The following is a 23,529-nucleotide window of genomic DNA, read 5'->3' on the forward strand; positions in this document are numbered from 1 at the left end:
GCGCCGCGCGTGCGACTTCTAGGCGCGCAGCAGCAGGGCCACGGGCAGTTCCGCGAGCACCTCCGCGATCCGGGTCGCGCCCCCGGGCAGTTCGGCCCCGGTGAACGCGTTGCGCCACGTCCCCTCGGGCAGGGTCAGCGTGTGCTCGCCCCACCCGCCCAGGCGTTCCAGCGACACCGGCAGGCGCGTCGCGACGGCCACGACCCGCGGGTCGTCCACGGGGCCGCGGGCGAAGGCGACGGCGTTGCCGTTGGTGGAGGGGACGGGGGAGTAGGCCGCCGCCGGACCGGTGAACGCCTCCGGGTGGTCCCGGCGGGCGCGCAGGGTGCGGGAGACGACGAGCAGCTTCTCGTCGTCCAGGTCCGCCGGCCCCGACCCCGCGTCCAGCGCGGTCAGGCGACGGGCGCGGTCGTCGTAGTCGACGGGGCGCCGGTTGTCCGGGTCCACCAGCGACAGGTCGACGACCTCGGTGCCCTGGTAGACGTCGGGCACCCCCGGCATCGTCAGCTGCACGAACTTCTGCCCCAGCACCGCGGTGCGCGCGGCGGGGGCGATCAGCTCGACGAACTCCCCGACCGCCGCCAGCACGGCCTCGTCGCCGAGGACCCCGGTGGCGAAGCGTTCCACCGCAGCCTCGTAGGCCTCGTCGGGCGCGGTCCACGTGGTGTGGTCCTTGGCCTCGCGGGTGGCCTTCTGCAGGTACGCCAGCAGCCGCTCGGGCGCGATCGGCCCCGACCGGCCCCAGGTGCCGACCAGGGTCTGCCAGATGAGCAGCTCGGTGCGGGCGTCGAGCTCCGCGGCCCGGTGACCGGTGGCCAGGTCCCGCCAGGACGCGACCGCGGCGGCCCACTCGTCGGTGAACTCCGACAGCGTGGACAACCGGGCCCGGACGTCCTCGCTGCGCTTGGTGTCGTGGGTGGAGAGGGTCGTCATGGTGGCCGGCCACTCCCGCGACAGCTTCGCGGCGAAGGAGTGGAACTCCTCCGGGGAGGTCCCGAAGCGGGTCGGGTCCCCGCCCACCTCGTTGAGCGAGCTCAACCGGAACCAGCGGTAGAACGCGGTGTCCTCGATGCCCTTGGCCATCACCGGCCCGCACGTCTGCTGGAAGCGGACCACGAACTCCGCGGTGCGCTCGTCCTCGGTCGCCACCCGGCCCAGGGCCAGGTCCACCACGACGGCGAGGGTGTCGTGCCGCTCGGCCGGCAGCCGGTGCCGGGCCAGCTCCGCGGCCTCGTCGAGGACCTCGATCGCGTCGGCCGGGGCGGGTTCGCCGGGCACGACGTAGGCGCGGTACTGCTCGACGGCGACCAGCAGCTCCACCACGCTCTCGTGGAACCCGCGGCGGGTGTGGTCGCGCAGGTCGACGTGGTCGTGGCAGATGCCGGCCAGCAGTTCCACCAGCCGGTGGACCTCGGCGTACAGCCCGTGCTCCACGACCTCGCGCTTGGCCTCGTCGACGATCGCGCTGAACGGCCGGGTCTCCCCGGTCACGGCGGCGTACTGCGCCGACAGGGGCTCGGCGCCGGCGGAGTCCAGGAACAACCCGCCGATGCGCTGCAGGGCGTCGTAGCCGGTGGTCCCGGCGCACTCCCAGTCCTGCGGGAGGGTCTCGTCGCCCTCGAGGATCTTCTCCACCACGACCCAGGCGCTGCCCCCGTCCTCCCCGTCGGCGGCGCGGGTGGCGGCGGCGAGGCGGCGCAGGTACCCCCGCGGGTCGGCGAGGCCGTCGGGGTGGTCGATGCGCAGGCCCTGCAGGTCGCCCGCCCGCAGCAGCTCCAGCAGCAGGGCGTGGGAGGCGTCGAAGACCTCCGGGTCCTCGACGCGGATCGCGGCGAGGGTGTCCACGTCGAAGAAGCGCCGGTAGTTCAGCTCCTCGTCCGCGACCCGCCAGTGGGCCAGCCGGTACCACTGCCGGTCCACCAGCTGGGCCAGCGGCAGGTCCTCCGTGCCCGGGCGGACCGGGAAGACGTGGTCGTAGTAGCGCAGGACCAGCTCGTCCCCGGAGTCGTCCAGGGCCAGCTCCCCGTCGGCGAGGACCTGCCCGATCCGGCGCCCGAGCACGGCCATGAGGATCGCCCGGTCCGGCACCGACCAGTCGACGTCGAACCAGGACGCGAACGGGGAGTCCGGCCCCTCCTTGAGCACCGACCACAGCTGGGCGTTGTCCGACGCGGGCGTGGGCACGGCCATGTGGTTGGGGACGACGTCGGCGACCGCGGCCAGGCCGGCCGCGCGCAACGCCGCCACGAGCCGCTGGAAGCCCTCCCGCCCACCCGCCTCGGGGTTCAGGTGGGAGTGGTCGACGACGTCGTAGCCGTGCTGCGACCCCTTCGCCGGGGCCAGGACCGGCGAGAGGTAGGCGTGCGAGACGCCCAGCGCGGCCAGGTACCCCGCCTGCGCGGCGGCGTCGTCGAAGGTGAACGCAGGCTGCACCTGCAGGCGGTAGGTGCTCGCGGGCACCACCGTCGGGCGGTAGGTCACTTCTCCCCCAGGGGTCCACGGGCCAGTACGAGCACCGAGCGGGCCGCCACCGGCAGCTTCGCGCCCGGCGAGAACGCCGATTCCTCGGTGAAGATCGACACGATGCCGACCTGGTCGTCGGCGGTGTCCAGGCGGGGGGCCCAGCCGTCGCCGTAGGCCTTCTCCGGCAGGGTGAACTCCACCGCCTCGTGCCACGGGTTCCACAGCACCAGGAACGAGTCGCCGACGATGCGCTCACCGCGCCGGTCCGGCTCCGGGATCGCCTCCCCGTTCAGGAACACCATGACGGTCGGGTTGGACTGGTCGGCCCAGTCCGCGTCGGTCATCTCCTGGCCGTCGGCGCTGAACCACTCGATGTCGCCGACCTCGCTCTCCCCGCCGTGGCCGGCGTCGCCGGCGAAGAAGCGCCGGCGCTGGAAGACGGGCTCGGTGCGGCGCAGGTTGACCACGCGCTGGGTGAAGGCCAGCAGCTCGCGCTGGGCGTCGGAGAGGTCCCAGTCCACCCAGGACAGCTCGTTGTCCTGGCAGTAGACGTTGTTGTTGCCCCGCTGGGTGCGGCCCAGCTCGTCGCCGTGCAGGAGCATCGGCACGCCCTGGGACAGCAGCAGCGTCGTCAGCAGGTTCCGGTGCTGGCGCGCGCGCAGGGCGATGATCCCGGCGTCGTCGGTCTCGCCCTCGACGCCGCAGTTCCAGGAGCGGTTGTGGCTCTCGCCGTCGTTGCCGCCCTCGCCGTTGGCGTCGTTGTGCTTGTCGTTGTAGGACACCAGGTCGCGCATCGTGAAACCGTCGTGGGCGGTGACGAAGTTGATGCTCGCGATCGGCTTGCGCCCGGAGTGGGCGTAGAGGTCGGAGGAGCCGCTGATGCGGCTGGCGAACTCGCCCAGGGTCTTGGGCTCCCCGCGCCAGAAGTCGCGGACGGTGTCGCGGTACTTGCCGTTCCACTCCGTCCACAGCGGGGGGAACCCGCCGACCTGGTAGCCGCCCTCGCCGATGTCCCACGGTTCGGCGATGAGCTTGACCTGGGAGACGATCGGGTCCTGCTGGACGAGGTCGAAGAACGCGCTGAGGCGGTCCACCTCGTGGAACTGGCGGGCCAGCGTCGCGGCGAGGTCGAAGCGGAAGCCGTCGACGTGCATCTCCGTCACCCAGTAGCGCAGCGAGTCCATGATCAGCTGCAGGACGTGCGGGTGGCGCATGAGCAGGCTGTTGCCGGTGCCCGTGGTGTCGAAGTAGTGCTTCTTGTCCTCGTCCACCAGGCGGTAGTAGGCCTCGTTGTCGATGCCGCGGAAGCACAGCGTCGGGCCCATGTGGTTGCCCTCGGCGGTGTGGTTGTAGACCACGTCGAGGATGACCTCGATGTTCGCCTCGTGCAGCGCCAGCACCATCGACTTGAACTCCTGGACCTGCTGACCGCGCTGGCCGTTGGAGGAGTACGCGTTGTGCGGGGCGAAGAAGCCGATGGTGTTGTAGCCCCAGTAGTTGGAGAGCCCCTTGTCCACCAGGTGGGTGTCCTGCACGAACTGGTGCACCGGCATGAGCTCGACCGCGGTGACGCCGAGGGAGGTCAGGTGCTCGATGACCGCCGGGTGCGCCATGGCCGCGTAGGTGCCGCGGATCTCCTCGGGCACGTCCGGGTGCTGCATCGTCAGGCCCTTGACGTGGGCCTCGTAGATCACCGACTCGTGGTACTCGTGCCCGGGCCGGCGGTCGTTGCCCCAGTCGAAGAACGGGTTGACCACGACCGAGAGCATCGTGTGGCCGAGGCTGTCCTCGACGTTGACCTCGTCCGGGCGGTCGAAGTAGTAGGAGAAGAGGGACTCGTCCCCGTCCACCTGCCCCTCGATGGCCTTCGCGTAGGGGTCCAGCAGCAGCTTCTCCGGCTGGCAGCGCGCCCCGCTCTCGGGGTGGAACCGGCCGTGGACGCGGTAGCCGTAGCGCTGGCCGGGCATCACCGAGGGCAGGTAGGCGTGCCAGACGAAGCCGTCGACCTCGGGCAGGTCGAGGCGCTGCTCCTTGCCGCTGTCGTCGATGAGGCACAGCTCGACCCGTTCGGCCACCTCCGAGAAGAGGGCGAAGTTCGTCCCGGCGCCGTCGTAGGTGGCGCCGAGGGGGTACGGCCGTCCGGGCCAGATCTGCATCGCGGGGTTCCCTCCGGGGGGATGTCGGGTGCGGGTGTGACCGGCACATCATGTCGGGTCGCCGCCCCGGTCACCTCCCGGAGCGCCTCCCCGGGCGGTGGGCGCCGCCCGGCTACCGTGTCCCGGTGCCCGGGGACCCGCCGCGTCCCCGCGGTGGCGGACGGCCGGGCGGCGACCCCGAGGAGACGATGCACGAGCAGCCCGCCCTGGTCCTCCCGGCGCCGGCGCGGGTGTGGCGCGACGTGCGCGCCCTCGTCGCGGGGACCGTCGGGGCCTGCGTGCGCTTCCGGGTGACGGGCCTGGCCGCGGAGGGGGGCTTCTTCGCCCTGCTCTCGCTGCCGCCGCTCGTCTTCGGGGTCGTGGCGAGCCTGGGCTACCTCGGCCGCTGGCTGGGGGCCGAGGACGTCGCCGCGGCGCGCGGGCAGCTGGCCCGGATCACCGAGGCCGTCTTCACCTCCCGGGCCATCTCCGACGTCATCCTGCCCACCTTCGACTCGGTGACCACCGCGGGCCGCGCCGACCTCACCCTGCTGGCCTTCCTGGTCAGCGTCTGGTCCGGCTCGCGCGCGCTGAACGTCCACGTGGACACGATCGCGATCATGTACGGCCTCGGAGGGCACCGCGGGATCGTGCGGACCCGCCTGCTGTCCCTGTCGACCTACCTCGTGGCCCTGCTCGTCGGCGTCGTCGTCGTCCCGCTCGTCCTGGTGGGCCCGCGGCTGCTGCAGGAGTGGCTGCCGGAGCACCTGCGGGTGCTCTCGCAGCTGTACTGGCCGGTGGTGCTGGTGCTCTCGGTGTCCTGCGTGACCACGCTGTACCACCTCGCCACCCCCGTCCGCTCGCGCTGGTGGCGCGACGTGCCGGGCGCGCTGCTGGCGCTGCTGGGGTGGTTCGTGGTCTCCGCGGTGCTGCGCTGGTCGCTGTCGCTGTCCGTGGCGGGCCCCTCGACGTCGATCTACGGTCCGCTCGCGGCCCCCATCGTCGTCCTCGTCTGGTTCTACTTCCTCGCCATCGCCGTCCTGATCGGGGCGGCGCTGAACTCGGCCGTGGACCGGGTGTGGCCGGACCCGGGCCGGGCCGCGGCCCGCGAGGCCGCCCGGGTCCAGGCGGCCGAGCGCCGCCGCTGGGTGCCCTGACCCGCCCGGTCCGCCTCCCGTGGGGAAGACTGGGCCCGTGGACCAGCCCGCCCAGCACCCCGCCCGCCGGCTCCTCTCCGCCGGCACCCGCCGCGCCCGGGACGTCGCGGCCCGCGCGCGGCTGCAGACCCACCGCCTCGCCGGCTACCGCCCCCGCAGCGAGCTCGTGCTGCCCGCCACGGAGGTGCCCCGGGCCGCGGTCCCCGCCGTGGACGTCCACAACCACCTCGGCCGCTGGCTCACCGGGGGGCACGCCTGGCTGGCCCCCGACGTCCCCGCGCTGCTGGCGCGCATGGACGAGCTGAACATCGCCGCGATCGTCAACCTCGACGGCCGCGTCGGGGACCTCGAGGCCAACCTCGACCGCTACGACCGGGCCCACCCGGGGCGCTTCGCGACCTTCGCCCACGTCGAGTGGCACCGCGTGGCGGAGGGGCCCGCCGGCACCGCGACCCTCGTGCGCCAGGTCGAGGCCGCCGCCCGCGCCGGCGCGGCGGGGCTGAAGGTGTGGAAGGACCTCGGGCTGCTGGTGCGCGACGAGCGCGGGGCGCTCGTGCGCCCCGACGACCCGCGCCTGGGCGACGTGTTCGACGCCGCCGGCGAGGCGGGGCTGCCCGTCCTGGTCCACATCGGCGACCCGCCGGCGTTCTTCCGGCCCGTCGACCGCTTCAACGAGCGGCTCGAGGAGCTCACCGTGCACCCGGACTGGAGCTGGCACGGGCGGGGGGTGCCCACCCACGCCCAGCTGCAGGACGCCTTCGACGCCCTCGTGGGGGCGCACCCGGGGACGACGTTCATCGGCGCCCACGTCGCGGGCTGGGCCGAGAACCTCCAGTGGGTCGGCGACGCCCTCGACCGCCACCCCAACCTCGTCGTCGACACCGGGGCCCGGCTGGCCGAGCTCGGCCGTCAGCCCCGCGCCGCCGCCGCGTTCATCGCCCGCCACCCCGACCGCGTGCTCTGGGGCAGCGACAGCTTCCCCTTCGACCCCGACGCCGTCGCCCGGTGGTTCCGGGTGCTCGAGACCGCCGACGAGGCCTTCGACTACGGCCCGGTGCCCGACCAGGGGCGCTGGACGGTCTCGGGCCTCGACCTCCCGCCCGAGCTGCTGCGGGCCGTGTACGCCGACAACGCCCGCCGCGTGGTCCCGGCGCTCGCGGGGCCGCCGCGAGCGCCGGAGCGGGATCAGGCGGCGCTGTAGTCCAGCGCCCGGGCGCGCCCGGGCCCGGGCACCGCGCCGGCGAGCCGCCGCGGCAGCGGCACCCCGGCGGTGCGGAACAGGATGGCCAGGTGCTCGCGGGCCAGCCGCTGGGGGTCGAACCGGCGGGCGAACTCCGGGCCGCGGGCGGCGGCCTCCCGCAGCGGCCGCGGGTCGGTGAGGTGCGCCGCGAGGGCCTCGGTGAGCGCCTCGACCGACTCCGGCTCCACCAGCCGCCCCAGCTCGCCGTCGTCCAGCAGCATGCGGCTGCCCACCGAGCAGTCGGTGGCCACGACCGGCACCGCCAGCGACAGCGCCTCCAGCAGGGTCAGCGGCATCGCTTCCGTCCGGGAGCTGGAGACGAAGAGGTCGGCCCCGGCCAGCACGGACTCCGGGTGCGCGGTGAAGCCGGGGAAGCTGACGTGGTCGGCCCCCAGCTCCGAGGCCAGCGCCTCCAGGGCGGCGCGTCCGTCCCCCTCGCCGGCGATGGTCAGCGCGTGGTCCAGGCCGCGCGCGCGCACGGCGGCCGAGGCCCTCAGCAGCAGGTCGAAGCCCTTGTGCGGGGTCAGCCGGCCCAGGGCGACGACCTGGGGCGCCGCGCCCCGGCCCGCCGGGCGGCGGGCGGCCCGCGCCCGCAGCGCCTCGACGTCGACGCCGTTGACGACGACGTGGGTCCGCTCGGGCGACTGGCCGTTGGCCACGATGCCGGGCACGAGGCCGGGGGAGACGCAGACCGTCGCGTCGGCGTGGGCGTCGGCGAAGCGCGTGGCCCGGCGCAGGTGCGGCGGGACCCAGGCCTCGATGGCCTGGTCGAGGTCGCCCTGGGCGAGCACCACGAAGGGGCGTCCCGTCACCCGGGCGGCCAGCCACCCGGCCAGCACGCCGTGGCCGATCTCGGACCCGGACACGACGAGGTCGTGGCGACGGGCCTCGCGGACCAGGCGGACCAGCTCCCGCGGCAGCCGGCGCGGGGCGGGGGAGCCGGCCCGGGCGCCGAAGACCAGCCGGACGCCGGGGTCGGGGCGGGCGGTGGCCGCGCCGGTCACGTCCTCCAGGGCGAACACGGTCGTCTCGACCCCGTCGGCGACGAAGCGGCGCGCGAGGTCGAGCACGACGCGCAGCCCCCCGTTCTCGCGGAGGTGGCCTTCGACGAACAGGACGCGCAGCGGAGGGGTCGGGAGCGGAGCGGGGACGGGCATGCCGCCACGATAGGTCGACCGGTGGGGCGCCGAGGGGGGGTTTCGACCGCTCCGGCGGCTCCGTGGGGGTCAGGTCGCCCCGGACGGCGGAGCCCCGCTCCCGAGCGGTGACACCCCGGCGACGGCGCGTCACGGGGTGGCCCCGCGGGACGACGAAGCGGGCCAGGTCCTGGTGGACCTGGCCCGCTTCGGGTGGTGGGCGATACTGGGATCGAACCAGTGACCTCTTCCGTGTCAGGGAAGCGCGCTACCGCTGCGCCAATCGCCCTCGTTCCCGCCGCCGGGAGCTACCCGGCTGCGAGTGGAGGTGGAGACGGGATTCGAACCCGTGTGGACGGCTTTGCAGGCCGCTGCCTAACCTCTCGGCCACTCCACCGTAGAGGCTCGCGGCCTCGTGAGCCGAACTTCCGAGCGGACGACGAGACTCGAACTCGCGACCCTCACCTTGGCAAGGTGATGCGCTACCAACTGCGCTACGTCCGCATGCCGTGGTTCTCCTGCCGTTCCCGGCCGGTTCCCCGTGGCGTTGAAAACAGTAGCCGACGTGGGGCGTCTCGGCCAAATCCCCCCCGCCCGCGCCCGTGCCCACCCGATCGGCGGCACGCCGCGGGGTGCACGACGCGGACGGACCCGCCCCGGCGCCGGTGCCGGGACGGGTCCGTCCGCAGGTGGTGTCGAGGTCCGCCCTCAGGAGACGAGACGGGCGATGAGCTCGTCGAGGTCCAGGTGGCGGGTCTCGCGGCCGGGGGGGACGAGGGCGTCGGCGCGACGCAGGAAGCGCCGCACGTCGGACTCGTCCGCTTCGAGCTCCGCGTTGCCGTCCGGGGACGACAGGCGCAGCAGGACCCGGGGACGGCCGTCGGGGGAGTCGGAGCAGGGCTGCACCTGCACGTCGCCGGCGCCGGCGGGTGCGGACAGCCCCTCCCTCAACAGGTCCCGGGCGAAGACCCACTCCACGTCCGTGTCGCCGCCGCGGAAGACCGCGTGGATGGCGTACGGGTCGTCAGCTCCGTAGTGGAGGCTGGCGGGGACGGGGAGTCCCGGACCGCTGGTGGTCCGGAGCCGCAAGGACACGTCGACGTCGACCTCGGTCTTGCGGTGCGGCAGTGCAGGCACGTCGACCTCCGTGTGCTCATGGCCGCTGACGGGCTCCAGCGACCGTGTCCATGAGTTTCCCACCAACACCGCTCTTGAAACACCCGAACGGTGCAAGTCGGACGCCGGCGCGCCGCGAACGGTTCCCCGCCCGTTCACGGCCGCCTGGGGCGGCCGCCGGCCCCGGCGGGTCGTCGCGAAACCTCCACGCGAGCCCGGGAGCTTCCGGGCCCCCTCGGGCGTTGGAGTGCGCGTAGGCCGCGGACGGAGGGGTGACGGTGCAGACGGTGCACGAGCAGCAGCACGACGGTGAGGGTCGCGCGGACCCGGGGTCCCCGGCCGGACCGCGCCCGGCCCCCGAGCCCGTGGTGACCGGGGTGGACACCGCCCTGAGCCCCCACCAGCACCGGATCCGGCGCGCGCGGGCCGCGCTGCGCGCCCGCCGGGAGCGCCTCCGCGCCGACGCCCGCAAGAACCGCGTCTACCGCGCCGTCGTGGGGGCGGTGGGGACGTTCGTGGTGCTCCTGGGGCTCCTCCTGGTCCCGCTGCCGGGGCCGGGCTGGCTGATCGTCTTCCTCGGGCTGGCCGTGCTGGGGACGGAGTTCGCCACCGCGCAGCGGCTCAAGCGCTTCGGGGAGCGGCAGGTGCACCGGTGGGCGCAGTGGATCGCCGCGCGCTCGCTGGCGCTCCGGGCCGGGCTCGGGGCGGGCACCGCGACCGCCGTCGCGGGCCTGGTCTGGGGCTACCTGGCCTGGCAGGGGCTGCCGGCCTGGACGCCCGAGGTCGTCACGGCGCAGCTGCAGTGGGTCCCGGGGCTGTGACGTCCCCGCCGCCGGGCCGCGACCCGGCGGAGCCGCCGGGCCCGGTCACGAGCACCGGCGGAACCACGGTATGGTTCTCGGGCCGGACGCGCTCAGCGCGACGACCGGGGCGATTAGCTCAGTGGTAGAGCACTTCGTTCACACCGAAGGGGTCACTGGTTCGAACCCAGTATCGCCCACCCCGCACCATCAGGACATGACCGTCGTCGGCGTCCTGCGCCAGATCCAGCTCTTCCCGGTGAAGTCCCTGCCCGGGTCCACCCCGCCCACCGCCGACGTCGGCCCCGACGGGCTGGTGGGGGACCGCCTCAGCGCCGTCGTCGACGGCGAGGGCGCCGTCCTGCGCGTCAAGCAGCACCCGCGCCTGCGCGAGCTCCGCCTCACCGGCCCCGGCTCCACCCTCGTCGCGACGCCCGACGGCTCCCCCCTGCCCGACTTCCTCGGCGTCCCCGGCGCCCACCTGGCCGCCGTCGACGGGGGAGCCCGCCAGGTCGCCCCCGTGCACCTGGTCAGCACCGGTCAGCGCCTGGCCCCGGGGGCGGGGGACTCCTCGCGGGCCAACCTCGTCGTCGACCTCGGCCCCGACGAACCCGCCCCGGACGCGATGGTCGGGGCGCTGTGCTCGATCGGGGCGGTCGTGCTGCGGCTGGGGGAGCGGCCGCGGCACTGCGCCGGCCTGTTCGCCGCGGTGGTCTCCCCCGGAGCGCTGCGGGTGGGGGACGAGGTCCGGGTGGGATCACCCGGCTAGAGTCGGCGGGTCCGTCCCCGCGACCCGTCGCACCACACCACCGGAGGCACCCCGTGTCGGCCCAGTTGAGCATCACCCGATCCGGGGCGACCCAGCAGGTGGCCTCCGGCACGACCGCGGGGGAGCTGTTCGCCGAGGACCGCGACGTCGTCGTCGCCCGGGTCAACGGCGAGCTGCGCGACCTCTCCCACGTCCTCGCCGAGGGCGACGAGGTCGAGGGCGTGCCGATCTCCTCCGAGGACGGTCTCGCGGTGCTGCGGCACTCCGCCGCCCACGTCATGGCCCAGGCCGTCAAGCAGCACTTCCCCGAGGCCCGGCTGGGCATCGGGCCGCCGATCCGCGACGGCTTCTACTTCGACTTCGACGTCGAGCGCCCCTTCACCCCCGAGGACCTCAAGGTCGTCGAGAAGACGATGCAGCGCATCGTCAAGGAGGGTCAGCGCTTCGTGCGCCGCGAGGTCTCCGACGACGAGGCCCGGGCCGAGATGGCCGACGAGCCGTACAAGCTGGAGCTCATCGGGCTGAAGTCCAGCGCCGGGGACGCCGCCGAGGGGGCCTCCGCCGAGGTCGGCGAGGGCGGGCTGACGATCTACGACAACCTCAAGCGCGACGACGCCGTGGCCTTCCGCGACCTGTGCCGCGGCCCGCACCTGCCGACCACCCGCCTCGTCGGCATCGGGTTCAGCCTGCTGCGCTCGGCCGCGGCCTACTGGCGCGGCAGCGAGAAGAACCCCCAGCTGCAGCGCATCTACGGGACCGCGTGGCCCAGCAAGGACGAGCTGAAGGCCTACCAGGAGCGCGTCGCCGAGGCCGAGCGCCGCGACCACCGCCGCCTCGGCGCCGAGCTGGACCTGTTCTCCTTCCCCGACGAGATCGGCTCCGGCCTCGTCGTCTTCCACCCCAAGGGCGGGGTGGTGAAGCGGGAGATGGAGGACTACGTCCGCCGCCGCCACATCGAGGAGGGGTTCTCCTACGTCGGGACCCCGCACATCTCCAAGGGCGGCCTGTTCGAGACCTCCGGCCACCTGCCCTACTACGAGGACACGATGTTCCCCGGCATGGAGCTGGAGAACTCGAAGTACTACCTCAAGGCCATGAACTGCCCCATGCACAACCTGATCTTCCGCTCGCGCGGGCGGTCCTACCGCGAGCTGCCGCTGCGGTTCTTCGAGTTCGGCTCGGTCTACCGCTACGAGAAGTCCGGTGTCGTGCACGGGCTCACCCGCGTCCGCGGGCTCACCCAGGACGACTCGCACAGCTACGTGACGCAGGAGCAGGCGCCGGGGGAGATCAAGCACCTGCTGGACTTCGTCCTCGGGCTGCTCAAGGACTTCGGCCTCGACGACTACTACCTGGAGCTGTCCACCCGCGGGGACTCCGAGAAGTTCATCGGCTCCGACGAGGAGTGGGCCAGGGCCACGGAGGTCCTGGAGACCGCGGCCCGCGAGACCGGCCTCGACCTGGTCGCCGACCCGGGCGGGGCGGCGTTCTACGGGCCCAAGATCTCCGTCCAGGCCAAGGACGCCATCGGCCGCACCTGGCAGATGTCGACCATCCAGTACGACTTCAACCAGCCGGCCCGCTTCGAGCTGGAGTACACCGCCGCCGACGGCACCAAGCAGCGGCCGGTGATGATCCACTCCGCCAAGTTCGGGTCGCTGGAACGGTTCTTCGGGGTCCTGGTGGAGCACTACGCCGGCGCCTTCCCCCCGTGGCTCGCCCCCGTCCAGGTCGTGGGCATCCCCGTCGCCGACGCCCACGTGCCGCACCTGCAGGACGTGGCCGCGGCGCTGCGCGCGGCGGGCGTGCGGGTCGAGGTCGACGACACCGACGACCGGATGCCCAAGAAGATCCGCACCTGGACCAAGCAGAAGATCCCGTTCCTGCTCATCGCCGGGGCCGAGGACGTCGAGAACGGGGCGGTGTCGTTCCGCTTCCGCGACGGCAGCCAGGAGAACGGCGTACCGGTCGACGACGCCGTGGCGCGCATCGCCGCGGCCGTCCGCGACCGGGTGCAGGTCTGAGGTGCCCGACCTCGAGCCGGCCGAGTCCTTCGCGGGGGAACCCGACGGGTTCGGCCGGCTGTGGACCCCGCACCGGCTGGCCTACGTCCAGGGCGGGGAGAAGCCGGCCGACCACGGCCCGGCCAGCTGCCCCTTCTGCCGCGCGCCGGGCCTGTCCGACCCCGAGGGTCTCGTCGTGCACCGCGGGGAGCACGTCTTCGCGGTGCTCAACCTGTTCCCCTACAACCCCGGTCACCTCATGGTCTGCCCCTACCGGCACGTGTCGGCCTACGTCGACCTCGACCCGGCCGAGCTGGCCGAGTTCACCGCCTTCACCCGGGCCGCCGTGCTGACCCTGCAGGCCGCCTCCCGCCCCGCGGGCTTCAACCTCGGCATGAACCAGGGCGCCGTCGCCGGGGCCGGCATCGCCGCCCACCTGCACCAGCACGTCGTCCCCCGGTGGGAGGGCGACGCGAACTTCCTCCCCGTGGTCGGGCGCACGAAGGCGCTGCCCGAGCTCCTGGAGGACACCCGGGCCCGGCTGGCGGCGGCCTGGACGGGCACGCCCCCGGCCTGAGCCCCGTCGCGACGACGGCGGCGCGGCCCCCGCCCCGCGCCGCCCACCGTCGCAGCCGCCGCCGTCCCGGCGCGGCCCGCCCGGACCGGGCCCGGCCCCGGCTACCCTGAACCCGTCCACGACCCCGACGAACGACGAGACGATGCTCAACAGGTACGCGCGTGCGGTGGTCACGAGGATCTTCACCCCCCTGGCGCGGTTGCTGCTGCGGCTGGGACTGACCCCCGACGTCGTGACGGTCACCGGCACCCTCGGGGTCGTCGTCAGCGCCCTCGTGCTCTACCCGATGGGACAGCTGTTCTGGGGCTCCCTGGCGGTGGCGGTGTTCGTCCTGTCCGACATGCTCGACGGGATCATGGCCCGCACCACGGGCCGCTCGGGCTCCTGGGGCGCCTACCTGGACTCCACCCTGGACCGCTTCGGCGACAGCGCCGTCTTCGCCGGTCTCGTCGTGTGGTTCGTCCGCGACGGCGACAGCGACCTCACGGCCGGCCTCGCCCTCGCCTGCCTGGTGCTCGGGAGCATCGTGTCCTACGCCAAGGCCCGCGCCGAGGGCCTCGGCTACACCGCGAACGTCGGCATCGCCGAACGCTCCGACCGCCTCGTCGCCGTCCTCGTCGGCGCCGCGCTCGTCGGCCTCGGCGTCCCGCTGCCCTTCCTCCAGGTCGTCCTGGGCCTGCTCGCCGCGGCGAGCCTGGTGACCGTCGTGCAGCGGATGGCCGCGGTGCACCGCCAGGCGCTGGCCCCCGCCGCCGACGCGTGAGCCCGGTCGCGGGACGGGCCCGGGACGCCCTGGTCACCACGGCCTTCCGCCTGGGCTGGCGCCTGGCCCGCACCGTTCCCGAACCCCTCGCCGCGAGGCTGTGCGACCGGGTCGCCGACCGGGTCGTCGCCCACGGCGGGGAACGAGTGGAGCAGCTGCGCCGCAACCTGTCCCGCGCCCGGCCCGACGCCCTCCCCGCCGAGCTCGACACCCTCGTGCGCGACGGGTTCCGCAGCTACGCCCGCTACTGGTTCGACGCCTTCGCGCTGCCCGGCTGGAGCCGCGAGCGCATCGTCGGCACGGTCCGCGCGGAGGGCGAGGAGGAGCTGCGGGCGGCGCTGGCCACCGGTGGGGCCGTGGCCTTCGTCGGCCACCTCGGCAACTGGGACCACGCCGCGGCCTGGTCCGCCTTCGACCTGCACCCCGTCGTCACCGTCGCCGAGCGGCTGCGGCCGGAGGAGGTCTACCAGGAGTTCCTCGCCTTCCGCCGCAGCCTCGGGATGGAGGTCCTGCCGCTGGGGGACCCGGCCACCTTCCCCACCCTGGTGCGCCGCCTGCGCGAGGGGGCCCTGGTGCCCCTGCTCGCCGACCGCGACCTCGCGAGCACCGGCGTCGAGGTCGACTTCCTCGGCGAACGCGTCCGGATGGCCCCCGGCCCCGCGGCGCTCGCCCTCCTCACCGGCGCCCCGCTGTTCCCCATGACCGTCCACCACGAGGTCGGCCCCCGCGGCCGGGTCCTGGTGGTCACCACCCACCCCCGGGTCCCCGTCCCCGAGCGGGAGGCCGGGGAGTCCGCGCGCGAGCACCGCCGGCGCGCCACCGCCGCCATGACCCAGGCCGGGGCCGACGCCCTCGCCGGTGCCGTGCGTGCCCACCCCGACGAGTGGCACGTCCTGCAGCCGCTGTTCCCGGCCGACCTCGGGCGGAGCTGAGCCGGTGCGGATCGGCATCGTCTGCCCGTACTCCTTCGACGTCCCCGGCGGGGTGCAGTTCCACGTCCGCGACCTCGCCGAGCACCTCATCGGCCTCGGCCACCACGTGCGGGTCCTCGCCCCCGCCGACGACGAGTCCACCCTGCCGCCCTTCGCCGACCCCGGCGGCAACGTCGTCGCCGTCCCCTACAACGGCTCCGTCGCCCGGCTCTCCTTCGGCCCGGTGACCGCCGCACGGGTGCGCCGCTGGATCGCCGAGGGGGACTTCGACGTCCTGCACGTGCACGAGCCGCTCTCCCCGAGCACCTCGCTGCTGGCCCTGTGGGCGGGGTCCGGACCGCTGGTCGCCACGTTCCACACCGCCAACCTGCGCTCGCGGGCCATGCAGGCCGCCTTCCCGCTGCTGCGCCCGAGCCTGGAGAAGATCTCGGCCCGCATCGCCGTCAGCGAGGACGCCCGGCGCACCGTCGTCGAGCACGTCGGCGGCGACGCCGTCGTCATCCCCAACGGCGTCTTCACCGCCGCCTTCGCCCGCGCGCCGCGCCGCCCGGAGTGGACCGGCACCGCCGAGCGCCCCGTCGTCGCCTTCGTGGGGCGCCTCGACGAACCCCGCAAGGGGCTGCCGCTGCTGTGCCGGATCGTGCCGCTGGTGCGCGCCGCCGTCCCCGGCGCGCGGTTCCTCGTCGCCGGCCGCGGCGACGTCGAGGCCGCGCGGGCGCTGCTCGACGCCGGCGGGGACCGGGACGCGGTGGAGTTCCTCGGCGCCGTCGACGACCCGGCGAAGGAGTCGCTGCTGGCCAGCGCCGACGTCTACCTGGCCCCGCACACCGGGGGGGAGAGCTTCGGCATCGTGCTCGTCGAGGCCATGGCCGCCGGGGTGCCCGTCGTCGCCGCCGACCTCGGCGCCTTCCGCCGGGTGCTCGGCGACGGGGAGTTCGGGCGGCTGTTCCCCGTCGGCGACGCGCGCGCGGCCGCCGACACCGTCCTCGACCTGCTCGCCCGCCCCGACCGGGGCCGGGCCCTGGGGGCGGCCGGCCGGCGCGCGGCCGCCCGCTACGACTGGTCGGTCGTCGCCGCGCAGGTGCTCGCCGTGTACGAGACCGTGCGGGCCCGCGCGTGAGCCCCGTGGCGTGGGCCCTCGCCGGGCTGCTCGTGCTCTGCGCCCTGGCCTGGTACCTCTCGGCCACCGCCCAGCGCGTGGACCGCCTGCACCGGCGGGTCGAGACCAGCCGGGCCGCGCTGGACGCCGAGCTGACCCGGCGCGCCTCGGCCGCGCTGGAGTACGCCACCTCGGGCGAGCTGGACCCGGCCTCCGCGCTGGTCCTCGCCGACGCCGCCACCGCCAGCCTCGACGCACCCCGGACCCCCGCCGCGCTGCGCGACGCCAACGACGCCGACGACGCGCACCGCTGGCGGGTGGAGAGCGACCTGACCCGGGCGCTGGCCGCCGCGCTGCCCGAACGCGACGGGCCGGGGCTGGCGCGCGTCCTCGACGCCGCCCACCGGGTGGAGCTGGCCCGGCGCTTCCACAACGACGCCGTCGTGCAGACCCGGCGGCTGCGGGCCAAGCGGGTCGTGCGCTGGGGCCGGCTGGCCGGACGGGCCCGGGTGCCGGAAACGGCCGACTTCCTCGACGGGGCGGACTCGTAGGATGGGCCCCGCCTGAACTCCCCCTCGAACGAAGCACGAGGCCACGAACGTGAGCACCGACAGCACTGAGCAGACCAGCGGCCCCGTCGTGGGGACCGCCCGCGTCAAGCGCGGCATGGCCGAGATGCTGAAGGGCGGCGTCATCATGGACGTCGTCACCGCCGAGCAGGCCCGGATCGCCGCCGACGCCGGCGCGGTGGCCGTCATGGCCCTGGAGCGGGTGCCCGCCGACATCCGCGCGCAGGGCGGCGTCTCGCGCATGTCCGACCCCGACATGATCGACTCGATCATCGCCGCGGTGTCCATCCCCGTCATGGCCAAGGCCCGCATCGGCCACTTCGTCGAGGCCCGCGTCCTGCAGTCCCTGGGCGTGGACTACGTCGACGAGTCCGAGGTCCTCACCCCCGCCGACTACACCCACCACATCGACAAGCACGCCTTCACCGTGCCGTTCGTGTGCGGGGCGACGAACCTCGGCGAGGCGCTGCGCCGCATCACCGAGGGCGCGGCGATGATCCGCTCCAAGGGCGAGGCCGGCACCGGCGACGTCTCCAACGCGGTCATGCACATGCGCACCATCCGCGCGGAGCTGAACCGGCTGCGCTCGATGGAGGAGGACGAGCTCTACGTCGCGGCCAAGGAGATGTCCGCCCCCTACGACCTCGTGCGCGAGGTCGCGGAGACGGGCAAGCTGCCCACCGTCCTGTTCACCGCGGGCGGCATCGCCACCCCCGCGGACGCGGCGATGATGATGCAGATGGGCGCCGACGGCGTCTTCGTCGGCTCCGGGATCTTCAAGTCCGGCAACCCCGCCCAGCGCGCCGAGGCCATCGTCAAGGCGACGACCTTCCACGACGACCCCGACGTCATCGCCAAGGTCTCGCGCGGCCTGGGCGAGGCCATGGTCGGGCTGAACGTCGAGGAGATCCCCGAACCGCACCGCCTGGCCCAGCGCGGCTGGTGAGCCGCCCCGCGTGAGCCACGACCCCCTGGGTCCGGAGTGGGGGCACGGCCCCGACGGCCTCCGCACCCGCAGCGCGTCCCGCGTCGTCCTCCTCGACGACGCGGGACGCGTCCTGCTGCTGCGCGGGACCGACCCCGCCCGTCCCGGCACCGACTGGTGGTTCACCGTCGGCGGCGGCCGCGCCCGGGACGAGGACGCCCGGGTGGCGGCGGTGCGCGAGCTGCGCGAGGAGACCGGCCTCGTGCTCGACCCCGCGCGGCTGCAGGGCCCGGTGTGGCGGCGCAGCGCGGAGTTCGACTTCCTCGGCGCCCGCTGCCGCCAGGAGGAGGACTTCTTCGTCCACCGCGTCGGGGCGGGGCTCGTCGTGGACGACAGCGGGTGGACCGAGCTGGAGCGCGCGTCGGTCTCGCAGTGGCGGTGGTGGGACCCGGCGGACCTGGCCGCGACGGGGGTGACCTTCTACCCCCCCGACCTGGTGGGCCTCCTCGCCCGGCTGCCGGTGGTCTGGTCCGGCGACCCCGTGACGATCGACTGAGCGCGGCCCCCTACGCTTCCGCGGTGACCAGCCCCGCCCCCACGATCGGTGTCCTCGCCCTGCAGGGCGACGTCCGCGAGCACGTGGCGGCCCTGGAGGCCGGCGGGGCGCGCGCGGTCACCGTCCGCCGGGTCGCGGAGCTGCGCGGCGTCGACGGGCTCGTCCTGCCCGGCGGGGAGTCCACGACGATCGACCGGCTGCTGCGGGTCTTCGAGCTGCGCGAGGTCCTGCGCGAGCGCATCGCGGAGGGGCTGCCCGTCTACGGCTCCTGCGCCGGCATGATCCTGCTGGCCGACCGGGTCCTGGACGGGGCGCCGGACCAGCAGACCCTGGGCGGTCTGGACGTCACCGTGCGCCGCAACGCCTTCGGGCGCCAGGTCGACTCCTGGGAGGAGGACCTCCCGCTGCCGGAGATCACCCGGGGCGGGCCGCCGGTGGAGGGGATCTTCATCCGGGCGCCGTGGGTCGAGGAGGCCGGGGAGGAGGTCCGGGTGCTCGCCCGACTGGGCTCCGGGCCCGCCGCGGGTAGGATCGTCGCCGTGCGACAGGGCGATCTGCTGGCCACGTCCTTCCACCCGGAGATCACCGGGGACGACCGGGTGCACCGCTACTTCGTGGACGTGGTCCGCGAGCGCGTTGCGGGTTGAGCTGTCGCCCACAGAGGTTATTCGCAGAGCAGAGCAACGGCGGAGGGAACCAGGATGTCCGGCCACTCCAAGTGGGCGACGACCAAGCACAAGAAGGCCGTCGTCGACGCCAAGCGGGCCAAGAGCTTCGCCCGGCTCATCAAGAACATCGAGGTCGCGGCCCGCACGGGCGGCGGTGACGTCTCGGGCAACCCGACGCTCTTCGACGCCATCCAGAAGGCGAAGAAGACCTCGGTCCCCGCCGACAACATCGACCGCGCCGTCAAGCGCGGCTCCGGTGCCGAGGCCGGCGGCGCGGACTGGCAGACGATCATGTACGAGGGCTACGGCCCGAACGGCGTGGCGCTGCTGGTGGAGTGCCTCACCGACAACAAGAACCGCGCGGCCATGGAGGTCCGCACGGCGATGACCCGCAACGGCGGCTCCCTCGCCGACCCGGGGTCGGTGGCCTACATGTTCAGCCGCAAGGGCGTCGTCGTCATCGGCAAGGAGGGGACCGACCTCACCGAGGACGACGTCCTCGGGGCGGTGCTCGACGCCGGGGCCGAGGAGGTCAGCGACCAGGGCGACACCTTCGAGGTCATCAGCGAGGCCACCGACCTGGCGGCCGTGCGCGACGCGCTGAAGGCCGCGGGCATCGAGTACGACTCCGCCGAGGCCAGCTTCGTGCCCAGCGTCGAGGTCCCGCTCGACGCCGAGGGGGCCACGAAGGTCTTCCGGCTCATCGACGCCCTCGACGACTGCGACGACGTCCAGAACGTCTTCGCCAACTACGACGTGTCCGACGACGTCATGGCGGCCCTCGAGGACGCCTGACCCCCCTCCGGCCCGCGCTCCACGGCCCCGCGACCGCCACGTGCGATCGTGGGGCCGTGCGCGTGCTGGCGGTGGACCCCGGGCTGACCCGGTGCGGGATCGGGGTGATCGACTCCGTGCGCGTCGGCCGCCGGGCCGAGCTGGTGGCCGTCGGGGTGGTGCGCACCCCGGCGACCGATCCCGTCGAGGCCCGCCTGCTGGCCATCAGCGAGGGGCTGGAGGAGTGGCTGGACGCCCACCGCCCCGACGTGGTCGCCGTCGAGCGGGTCTTCGCCCAGTCCAACGTGCGCTCGGTGATGGGCACCGCCCAGGCCGCGGGGCTGGTCCTGGTGGCCGCCGCCCGGCGCGGGCTGCCGGTGGCGATGCACACCCCCAGCGAGGTGAAGGCCGCGGTGACCGGGTCGGGGCGGGCCGAGAAGGAGCAGGTGACGGTCATGGTTACCCGCATCCTCGGTCTCGACGCCCCGCCCCGTCCCGCCGACGCCGCCGACGCCCTCGCGCTGGCCCTGTGCCACCTCTGGCGCGGGGGCGGGACCTCCCGCCTGGAGGCCGCCGCCCACACCGCGCTGGTGACCGGGCGGCGCAACGCCTACGCGGAGGCCGAGGCTCAGGCCCGGGGGGCCAAGCGCCCGCGCAGGAAGGCCGTCGTGCGGCCCCAGGCCAGCTCGGCGGACTCCGCCCGGTAGTTGGGCCGCTCGTCGTTGTAGAAGGCGTGCGGGGCCGGGTAGACCTCCATCGTCACCTCGACGCCGGCCTGCTCCCGGATCCGCGCCTCGGTGGCCTGCACGCCCTCCAGCGGCACCGAGGTGTCCTCCTCGCCGTAGTGGCCCAGGACCGCCGCCCGCAGCCCCGAGTAGTCGGTGTCCGCGCCCGGGATCCCGTACCAGGGCACGGCCGCGGCGATCCGCTCGCCCTGCTGGGCGGCCAGGGCCAGGACGAACGCGCCGCCCATGCAGAAGCCGACGGCCCCGACCGCGGCCGAGGTGGTCTCCGGGCGCTCCAGCAGGTACGTCACGGCGCCGGCGAGGTCGCGGGCGGCGCGCTCGGGCGGCAGCTCCTGCATGAACCGGAACGCCTCCTCGGAGTCGTGGGTGGTGCGCCCGCCGTAGAGGTCGGGGGCCAGGGCGACGAAGCCCTCGGCGGCCAGGCGGTCCACGACACCGGCGACCTGGTCGGTCAGGCCCCACCACTCCTGCACGACGACGACGCCGGGCCCGGTGCCGGAGCCGGGGACGCGCAGGTAGCCGTGGGCGTGGCCGGTCTCGGTGCCGGGGGCGTCGAAGGTGACGTTCTGGAGGGGGTTCTCGTGCTGTTCGTGGGTCACGTCCGCACTCTGCACCCGCAGCCCGTGCGGCGCGCCTGCGGGGGTCGTGTCCGGGGTGCCGTCTAGCCTCTCGAACGAGTGTTCGTCGTGCGTGGGTGGAGGGTCGTGTGATCGCGTCGGTGCGCGGGCAGGTGCTCGCGGTGCGGCTGGACTCGGCGGTCGTGGAGGTCGGCGGCGTCGGGATGCTCGTCCTGGCCGCCCCGGCGACGCTGGCCGGGCTGCGGGTCGGGCAGGAGGCGCTGCTGCACACCACCCTCGTGGTGCGCGAGGACTCGCTGACGCTGTTCGGCTTCGCCGACGCGGACGAGAAGGAGGTCTTCGAGATCGTCCAGACCGCTTCGGGGGTGGGCCCGAGGATGGCGCTGGCCATGCTCGCCGTGCACCGCCCCGACGGCATCCGCGCCGCAGTGGCCGCCGAGGACCACGCCGCGCTGGTGCGGGTGCCCGGCATCGGCAAGAAGACCGCCCAGCGCATCTGCCTGGAGCTGGGGGACCGGCTCGGTCCGCCGTCGGGGACGGCCGCACCGGTGGCGGCCCCGCTCAGCGCCGGCGACGCCCGCCGCGAGCAGGTCGTCGAGGCCCTCGTCGGGCTCGGGTACCCCCTCAAGCACGCCGGGGACGTCGTGGACGTCGTCGTCGGAGCCACCCCGGACGCGGGCGCCGCCGACGACCTCGACGTCGCGGCGACCCTGCGGGCCGCGCTGCGCCACCTGTCGGGTCGCTGATGGAGGACCGGCTGGTGACCACCGGCGCCGACGAGCGCGAACGCGCGGCCGAGTCGGCGCTGCGTCCGCACGGCCTCGACGAGTTCGTCGGGCAGAAGGTCGTGCGCGAGCAGCTCGCCCTGGTCCTCGACGCCGCCAAGGCGCGGGGGATGCCCAGCGACCACGTCCTGTTCTCCGGTCCGCCCGGGCTGGGCAAGACGACGCTGGCGATGATCGTCGCCTCCGAGATGGGGGCGCCGCTGCGCCAGTCCAGCGGCCCGGCGATCCAGCACGCGGGCGACCTCGCGGCCGTGCTCAGCTCCCTCGACGAGGGGGAGGTCCTCTTCCTCGACGAGATCCACCGCATGGCGCGCCCTGCGGAGGAGATGCTCTACATCGCGATGGAGGACTACCGCGTCGACGTCGTCGTGGGCAAGGGCCCCGGCGCGACGGCGATCCCGCTGGAGCTGCCGAAGTTCACCCTCGTCGGGGCCACCACGCGCGCCGGGCTGCTGCCCGCCCCGCTGCGCGACCGCTTCGGCTTCACCGGCTACCTCGACTTCTACACCCCCGAGGAGCTGGTGAAGGTGCTGCGGCGCAGCGCCTCGCTGCTCGGGGTGCAGCTGACGGCCGAGGGCGCGGCGGAGATCGGCGGGCGTTCGCGGGGGACCCCGCGCATCGCCAACCGGCTGCTGCGCCGGGTCCGGGACTGGGCGCAGGTCCGCGGGTCGGGGATCGTCGACCGCCACGCCGCCCGCGCCGCGCTGGAGGTGTACGAGGTCGACGAGCGCGGCCTGGACCGCCTCGACCGGGCCGTGCTGGACGCGTTGTGCCGCCGCTTCGGCGGCGGTCCGGTGGGGTTGTCGACGCTGGCGGTCGTCGTGGGGGAGGAGGCCGAGACGGTCGAGACCGTCGCCGAGCCCTTCCTGGTCCGCGAGGGGCTGCTGGGACGCACCCCGCGCGGGCGCATCGCGCTGCCGGACACCTGGGCGCACCTCGGGCTCACCCCGCCGCGCGACGCCCCGGTGGGGGCGGCGTGGCAGCTGCCCCTCGACGCCGAGGACGCGCCGGGCGCGGAGGACTCCTGAGCACCGACGGCCCGGCGGGGGCGAGGGCCGGACGGGTGAACCCCTAGACTTCCCCGGCGAGTCGGTCCCGGGCGGGTCCCTGCGGAACCTGGCAGGACGTCCCCGCGTTGGCCCGGCCGTGCCGGCACCGGTCGGCGCAGGCACCGGTGAGTCGTCGATCCCGCCGGTGCGGAGAGGGATTGTCGTGGGTGGTGGCAACAGCCAGCTGATCTTCCTGCTGATCATGGTCGCCCTGCTGGTGTTCATGTTCAGCCGGACGCGCAAGCAGCAGAAGGCGCAGCAGCAGATGCAGAACAGCGTCGCCCCGGGCGCGGAGGTCATGACGACCTCCGGCATGTTCGGGACGGTCGTGTCGATCGACGGGGACGTGGTGGTCCTCGAGATCGCCCCGGGTCTGCGGACCCGCTGGACCCGGCGGGCCGTGGCCCGCGTGGTGACGGCCTCCGGGCCGACGGTGGAGCCGGCCGGGGCGGGCGGGGACGCCCTGAGCTTCGAGAAGACCGCGGAGGACGTCCCGGGTCCCGCGGCGAGCCCGGTGCAGCGCGGTGACGACGGCACGGGCGGTGCCACCCGTTCACAGTGATTACTGGTAAGACAGCAGTCGTCCACGAGCAGTGACAAGCTTGCGCTGACCGGGTGGCATCCGCCACTCGGTGAGCGCCGTCCCGAGGTATTGAGTGTCCAACGACCGGCCCCCCGCGCCCAGCGGG

At 74.5% G+C, this 23,529-nt stretch carries 23 protein-coding genes and 4 tRNA genes; 19 read left to right on the plus strand and 8 right to left on the minus strand.

Annotation, left to right across the window (positions count from 1 at the left end; all coding sequences use genetic code 11):
• Nucleotides 1-18: 18 nt before the first annotated feature.
• Together treY and glgX are read right to left on the minus strand one after the other, a co-directional pair.
• Nucleotides 19-2,463, minus strand: coding sequence for a malto-oligosyltrehalose synthase (treY, locus tag KRAD_RS18645; RefSeq protein ID WP_203417604.1), 2,445 nt, complete (start codon nucleotides 2,461-2,463; stop codon nucleotides 19-21).
• A 14-nt stretch (nucleotides 2,464-2,477) separates the two neighbouring features.
• Nucleotides 2,478-4,619, minus strand: a complete 2,142-nt coding sequence (glgX, locus tag KRAD_RS18650) for a glycogen debranching protein GlgX (RefSeq protein ID WP_012087212.1) — start codon at nucleotides 4,617-4,619, stop codon at nucleotides 2,478-2,480.
• A 125-nt stretch (nucleotides 4,620-4,744) separates the two neighbouring features.
• Here glgX and KRAD_RS18655 point away from each other — a divergent pair, with 125 nt between their 5' ends.
• Nucleotides 4,745-5,755: a YihY/virulence factor BrkB family protein gene (locus KRAD_RS18655; protein WP_157873647.1), complete on the plus strand. Its 1,011-nt coding sequence runs from the start codon at nucleotides 4,745-4,747 to the stop codon at nucleotides 5,753-5,755.
• 37 nt (nucleotides 5,756-5,792) lie between these two features.
• A complete protein-coding gene (locus KRAD_RS18660) occupies nucleotides 5,793-6,956 on the plus strand; it encodes an amidohydrolase family protein (protein ID WP_012087214.1) in 1,164 nt (387 codons plus the stop codon).
• Here KRAD_RS18660 and KRAD_RS18665 read toward each other — a convergent pair.
• The 5 genes from KRAD_RS18665 to KRAD_RS18685 all read right to left on the minus strand — a co-directional run bounded on the left by KRAD_RS18665 (nucleotide 6,941) and on the right by KRAD_RS18685 (nucleotide 9,268).
• Nucleotides 6,941-8,152, minus strand: coding sequence for a glycosyltransferase (locus tag KRAD_RS18665; protein ID WP_012087215.1), 1,212 nt, complete (start codon nucleotides 8,150-8,152; stop codon nucleotides 6,941-6,943). The genes KRAD_RS18660 and KRAD_RS18665 overlap by 16 nt on opposite strands.
• Before the next feature lie 193 nt (nucleotides 8,153-8,345).
• Nucleotides 8,346-8,420: transfer RNA gene (locus KRAD_RS18670), tRNA-Val, on the minus strand.
• Between the two features lie 34 nt (nucleotides 8,421-8,454).
• Nucleotides 8,455-8,528: transfer RNA gene (locus tag KRAD_RS18675), tRNA-Cys, on the minus strand.
• A 34-nt stretch (nucleotides 8,529-8,562) separates the two neighbouring features.
• Nucleotides 8,563-8,635, minus strand: a tRNA-Gly gene (locus tag KRAD_RS18680).
• A 204-nt stretch (nucleotides 8,636-8,839) separates the two neighbouring features.
• Nucleotides 8,840-9,268, minus strand: a complete 429-nt coding sequence (locus KRAD_RS18685; protein WP_238985768.1) for an SsgA family sporulation/cell division regulator — start codon at nucleotides 9,266-9,268, stop codon at nucleotides 8,840-8,842.
• A gap of 257 nt (nucleotides 9,269-9,525) precedes the next feature.
• On the opposite strand from KRAD_RS18685, the gene KRAD_RS18690 reads away from it, so the two are divergent.
• From KRAD_RS18690 to ruvC, 14 genes are all read left to right on the plus strand, one after another.
• Nucleotides 9,526-10,068, plus strand: coding sequence for a TIGR02611 family protein (locus KRAD_RS18690; RefSeq protein WP_203417605.1), 543 nt, complete (start codon nucleotides 9,526-9,528; stop codon nucleotides 10,066-10,068).
• A 107-nt stretch (nucleotides 10,069-10,175) separates the two neighbouring features.
• A tRNA-Val gene (locus tag KRAD_RS18695) sits at nucleotides 10,176-10,247 on the plus strand.
• A gap of 17 nt (nucleotides 10,248-10,264) precedes the next feature.
• Nucleotides 10,265-10,816 (plus strand): MOSC N-terminal beta barrel domain-containing protein, encoded by a 552-nt coding sequence (locus KRAD_RS18700; protein WP_012087218.1) that lies wholly within the window; start codon nucleotides 10,265-10,267, stop codon nucleotides 10,814-10,816.
• Between the two features lie 53 nt (nucleotides 10,817-10,869).
• Nucleotides 10,870-12,840 carry a threonine--tRNA ligase gene (thrS, locus tag KRAD_RS18705; RefSeq protein ID WP_012087219.1) on the plus strand — a complete coding sequence of 657 codons (1,971 nt, stop codon included), beginning with the start codon at nucleotides 10,870-10,872 and terminating at the stop codon, nucleotides 12,838-12,840.
• Between the two features lies 1 nt (nucleotide 12,841).
• Nucleotides 12,842-13,396 carry an HIT family protein gene (locus KRAD_RS18710; protein WP_012087220.1) on the plus strand — a complete coding sequence of 185 codons (555 nt, stop codon included), beginning with the start codon at nucleotides 12,842-12,844 and terminating at the stop codon, nucleotides 13,394-13,396.
• 142 nt (nucleotides 13,397-13,538) lie between these two features.
• Nucleotides 13,539-14,159 (plus strand): phosphatidylinositol phosphate synthase, encoded by a 621-nt coding sequence (gene pgsA / locus KRAD_RS18715; protein WP_012087221.1) that lies wholly within the window; start codon nucleotides 13,539-13,541, stop codon nucleotides 14,157-14,159.
• Nucleotides 14,156-15,091: a phosphatidylinositol mannoside acyltransferase gene (locus KRAD_RS18720; protein WP_012087222.1), complete on the plus strand. Its 936-nt coding sequence runs from the start codon at nucleotides 14,156-14,158 to the stop codon at nucleotides 15,089-15,091. Before pgsA ends, KRAD_RS18720 begins: the two co-directional genes overlap by 4 nt.
• A 4-nt stretch (nucleotides 15,092-15,095) precedes the next feature.
• Nucleotides 15,096-16,211, plus strand: a complete 1,116-nt coding sequence (locus KRAD_RS18725) for a glycosyltransferase family 4 protein (RefSeq protein ID WP_012087223.1) — start codon at nucleotides 15,096-15,098, stop codon at nucleotides 16,209-16,211.
• Nucleotides 16,208-16,741, plus strand: a complete 534-nt coding sequence (locus KRAD_RS18730; protein ID WP_012087224.1) for a hypothetical protein — start codon at nucleotides 16,208-16,210, stop codon at nucleotides 16,739-16,741. The genes KRAD_RS18725 and KRAD_RS18730 overlap by 4 nt, the downstream gene beginning before the upstream one ends.
• A gap of 49 nt (nucleotides 16,742-16,790) precedes the next feature.
• Nucleotides 16,791-17,705, plus strand: coding sequence for a pyridoxal 5'-phosphate synthase lyase subunit PdxS (gene pdxS, locus KRAD_RS18735; RefSeq protein WP_012087225.1), 915 nt, complete (start codon nucleotides 16,791-16,793; stop codon nucleotides 17,703-17,705).
• A 10-nt stretch (nucleotides 17,706-17,715) separates the two neighbouring features.
• Nucleotides 17,716-18,240, plus strand: coding sequence for an NUDIX hydrolase (locus KRAD_RS18740; protein WP_012087226.1), 525 nt, complete (start codon nucleotides 17,716-17,718; stop codon nucleotides 18,238-18,240).
• 23 nt (nucleotides 18,241-18,263) lie between these two features.
• Nucleotides 18,264-18,887, plus strand: a complete 624-nt coding sequence (gene pdxT / locus KRAD_RS18745) for a pyridoxal 5'-phosphate synthase glutaminase subunit PdxT (RefSeq protein ID WP_012087227.1) — start codon at nucleotides 18,264-18,266, stop codon at nucleotides 18,885-18,887.
• A 54-nt stretch (nucleotides 18,888-18,941) separates the two neighbouring features.
• Nucleotides 18,942-19,703 carry a YebC/PmpR family DNA-binding transcriptional regulator gene (locus KRAD_RS18750; protein ID WP_012087228.1) on the plus strand — a complete coding sequence of 254 codons (762 nt, stop codon included), beginning with the start codon at nucleotides 18,942-18,944 and terminating at the stop codon, nucleotides 19,701-19,703.
• A gap of 56 nt (nucleotides 19,704-19,759) precedes the next feature.
• Nucleotides 19,760-20,389 (plus strand): crossover junction endodeoxyribonuclease RuvC, encoded by a 630-nt coding sequence (ruvC, locus tag KRAD_RS18755; RefSeq protein WP_041292206.1) that lies wholly within the window; start codon nucleotides 19,760-19,762, stop codon nucleotides 20,387-20,389.
• Here ruvC and KRAD_RS18760 read toward each other — a convergent pair.
• On the minus strand, nucleotides 20,311-21,027 hold the full coding sequence (locus tag KRAD_RS18760; protein ID WP_041293517.1) for a dienelactone hydrolase family protein: 717 nt from the start codon (nucleotides 21,025-21,027) through the stop codon (nucleotides 20,311-20,313). The two genes, ruvC and KRAD_RS18760, sit on opposite strands and share 79 nt — an antisense overlap.
• Nucleotides 21,028-21,134: 107 nt before the next feature.
• Between KRAD_RS18760 and ruvA the strand changes: the two genes are divergently transcribed.
• From ruvA to yajC, 3 genes are all read left to right on the plus strand, one after another.
• Nucleotides 21,135-21,752: a Holliday junction branch migration protein RuvA gene (gene ruvA / locus KRAD_RS18765; protein ID WP_041292207.1), complete on the plus strand. Its 618-nt coding sequence runs from the start codon at nucleotides 21,135-21,137 to the stop codon at nucleotides 21,750-21,752.
• Nucleotides 21,752-22,819 (plus strand): Holliday junction branch migration DNA helicase RuvB, encoded by a 1,068-nt coding sequence (gene ruvB, locus KRAD_RS18770; protein WP_012087232.1) that lies wholly within the window; start codon nucleotides 21,752-21,754, stop codon nucleotides 22,817-22,819. Before ruvA ends, ruvB begins: the two co-directional genes overlap by 1 nt.
• A gap of 184 nt (nucleotides 22,820-23,003) precedes the next feature.
• Nucleotides 23,004-23,402, plus strand: a complete 399-nt coding sequence (yajC, locus tag KRAD_RS18775; protein WP_012087233.1) for a preprotein translocase subunit YajC — start codon at nucleotides 23,004-23,006, stop codon at nucleotides 23,400-23,402.
• Nucleotides 23,403-23,529: the final 127 nt, after the last annotated feature.

This window comes from Kineococcus radiotolerans SRS30216 = ATCC BAA-149 (assembly GCF_000017305.1).
GTDB lineage: Bacteria > Actinomycetota > Actinomycetes > Actinomycetales > Kineococcaceae > Kineococcus > Kineococcus radiotolerans.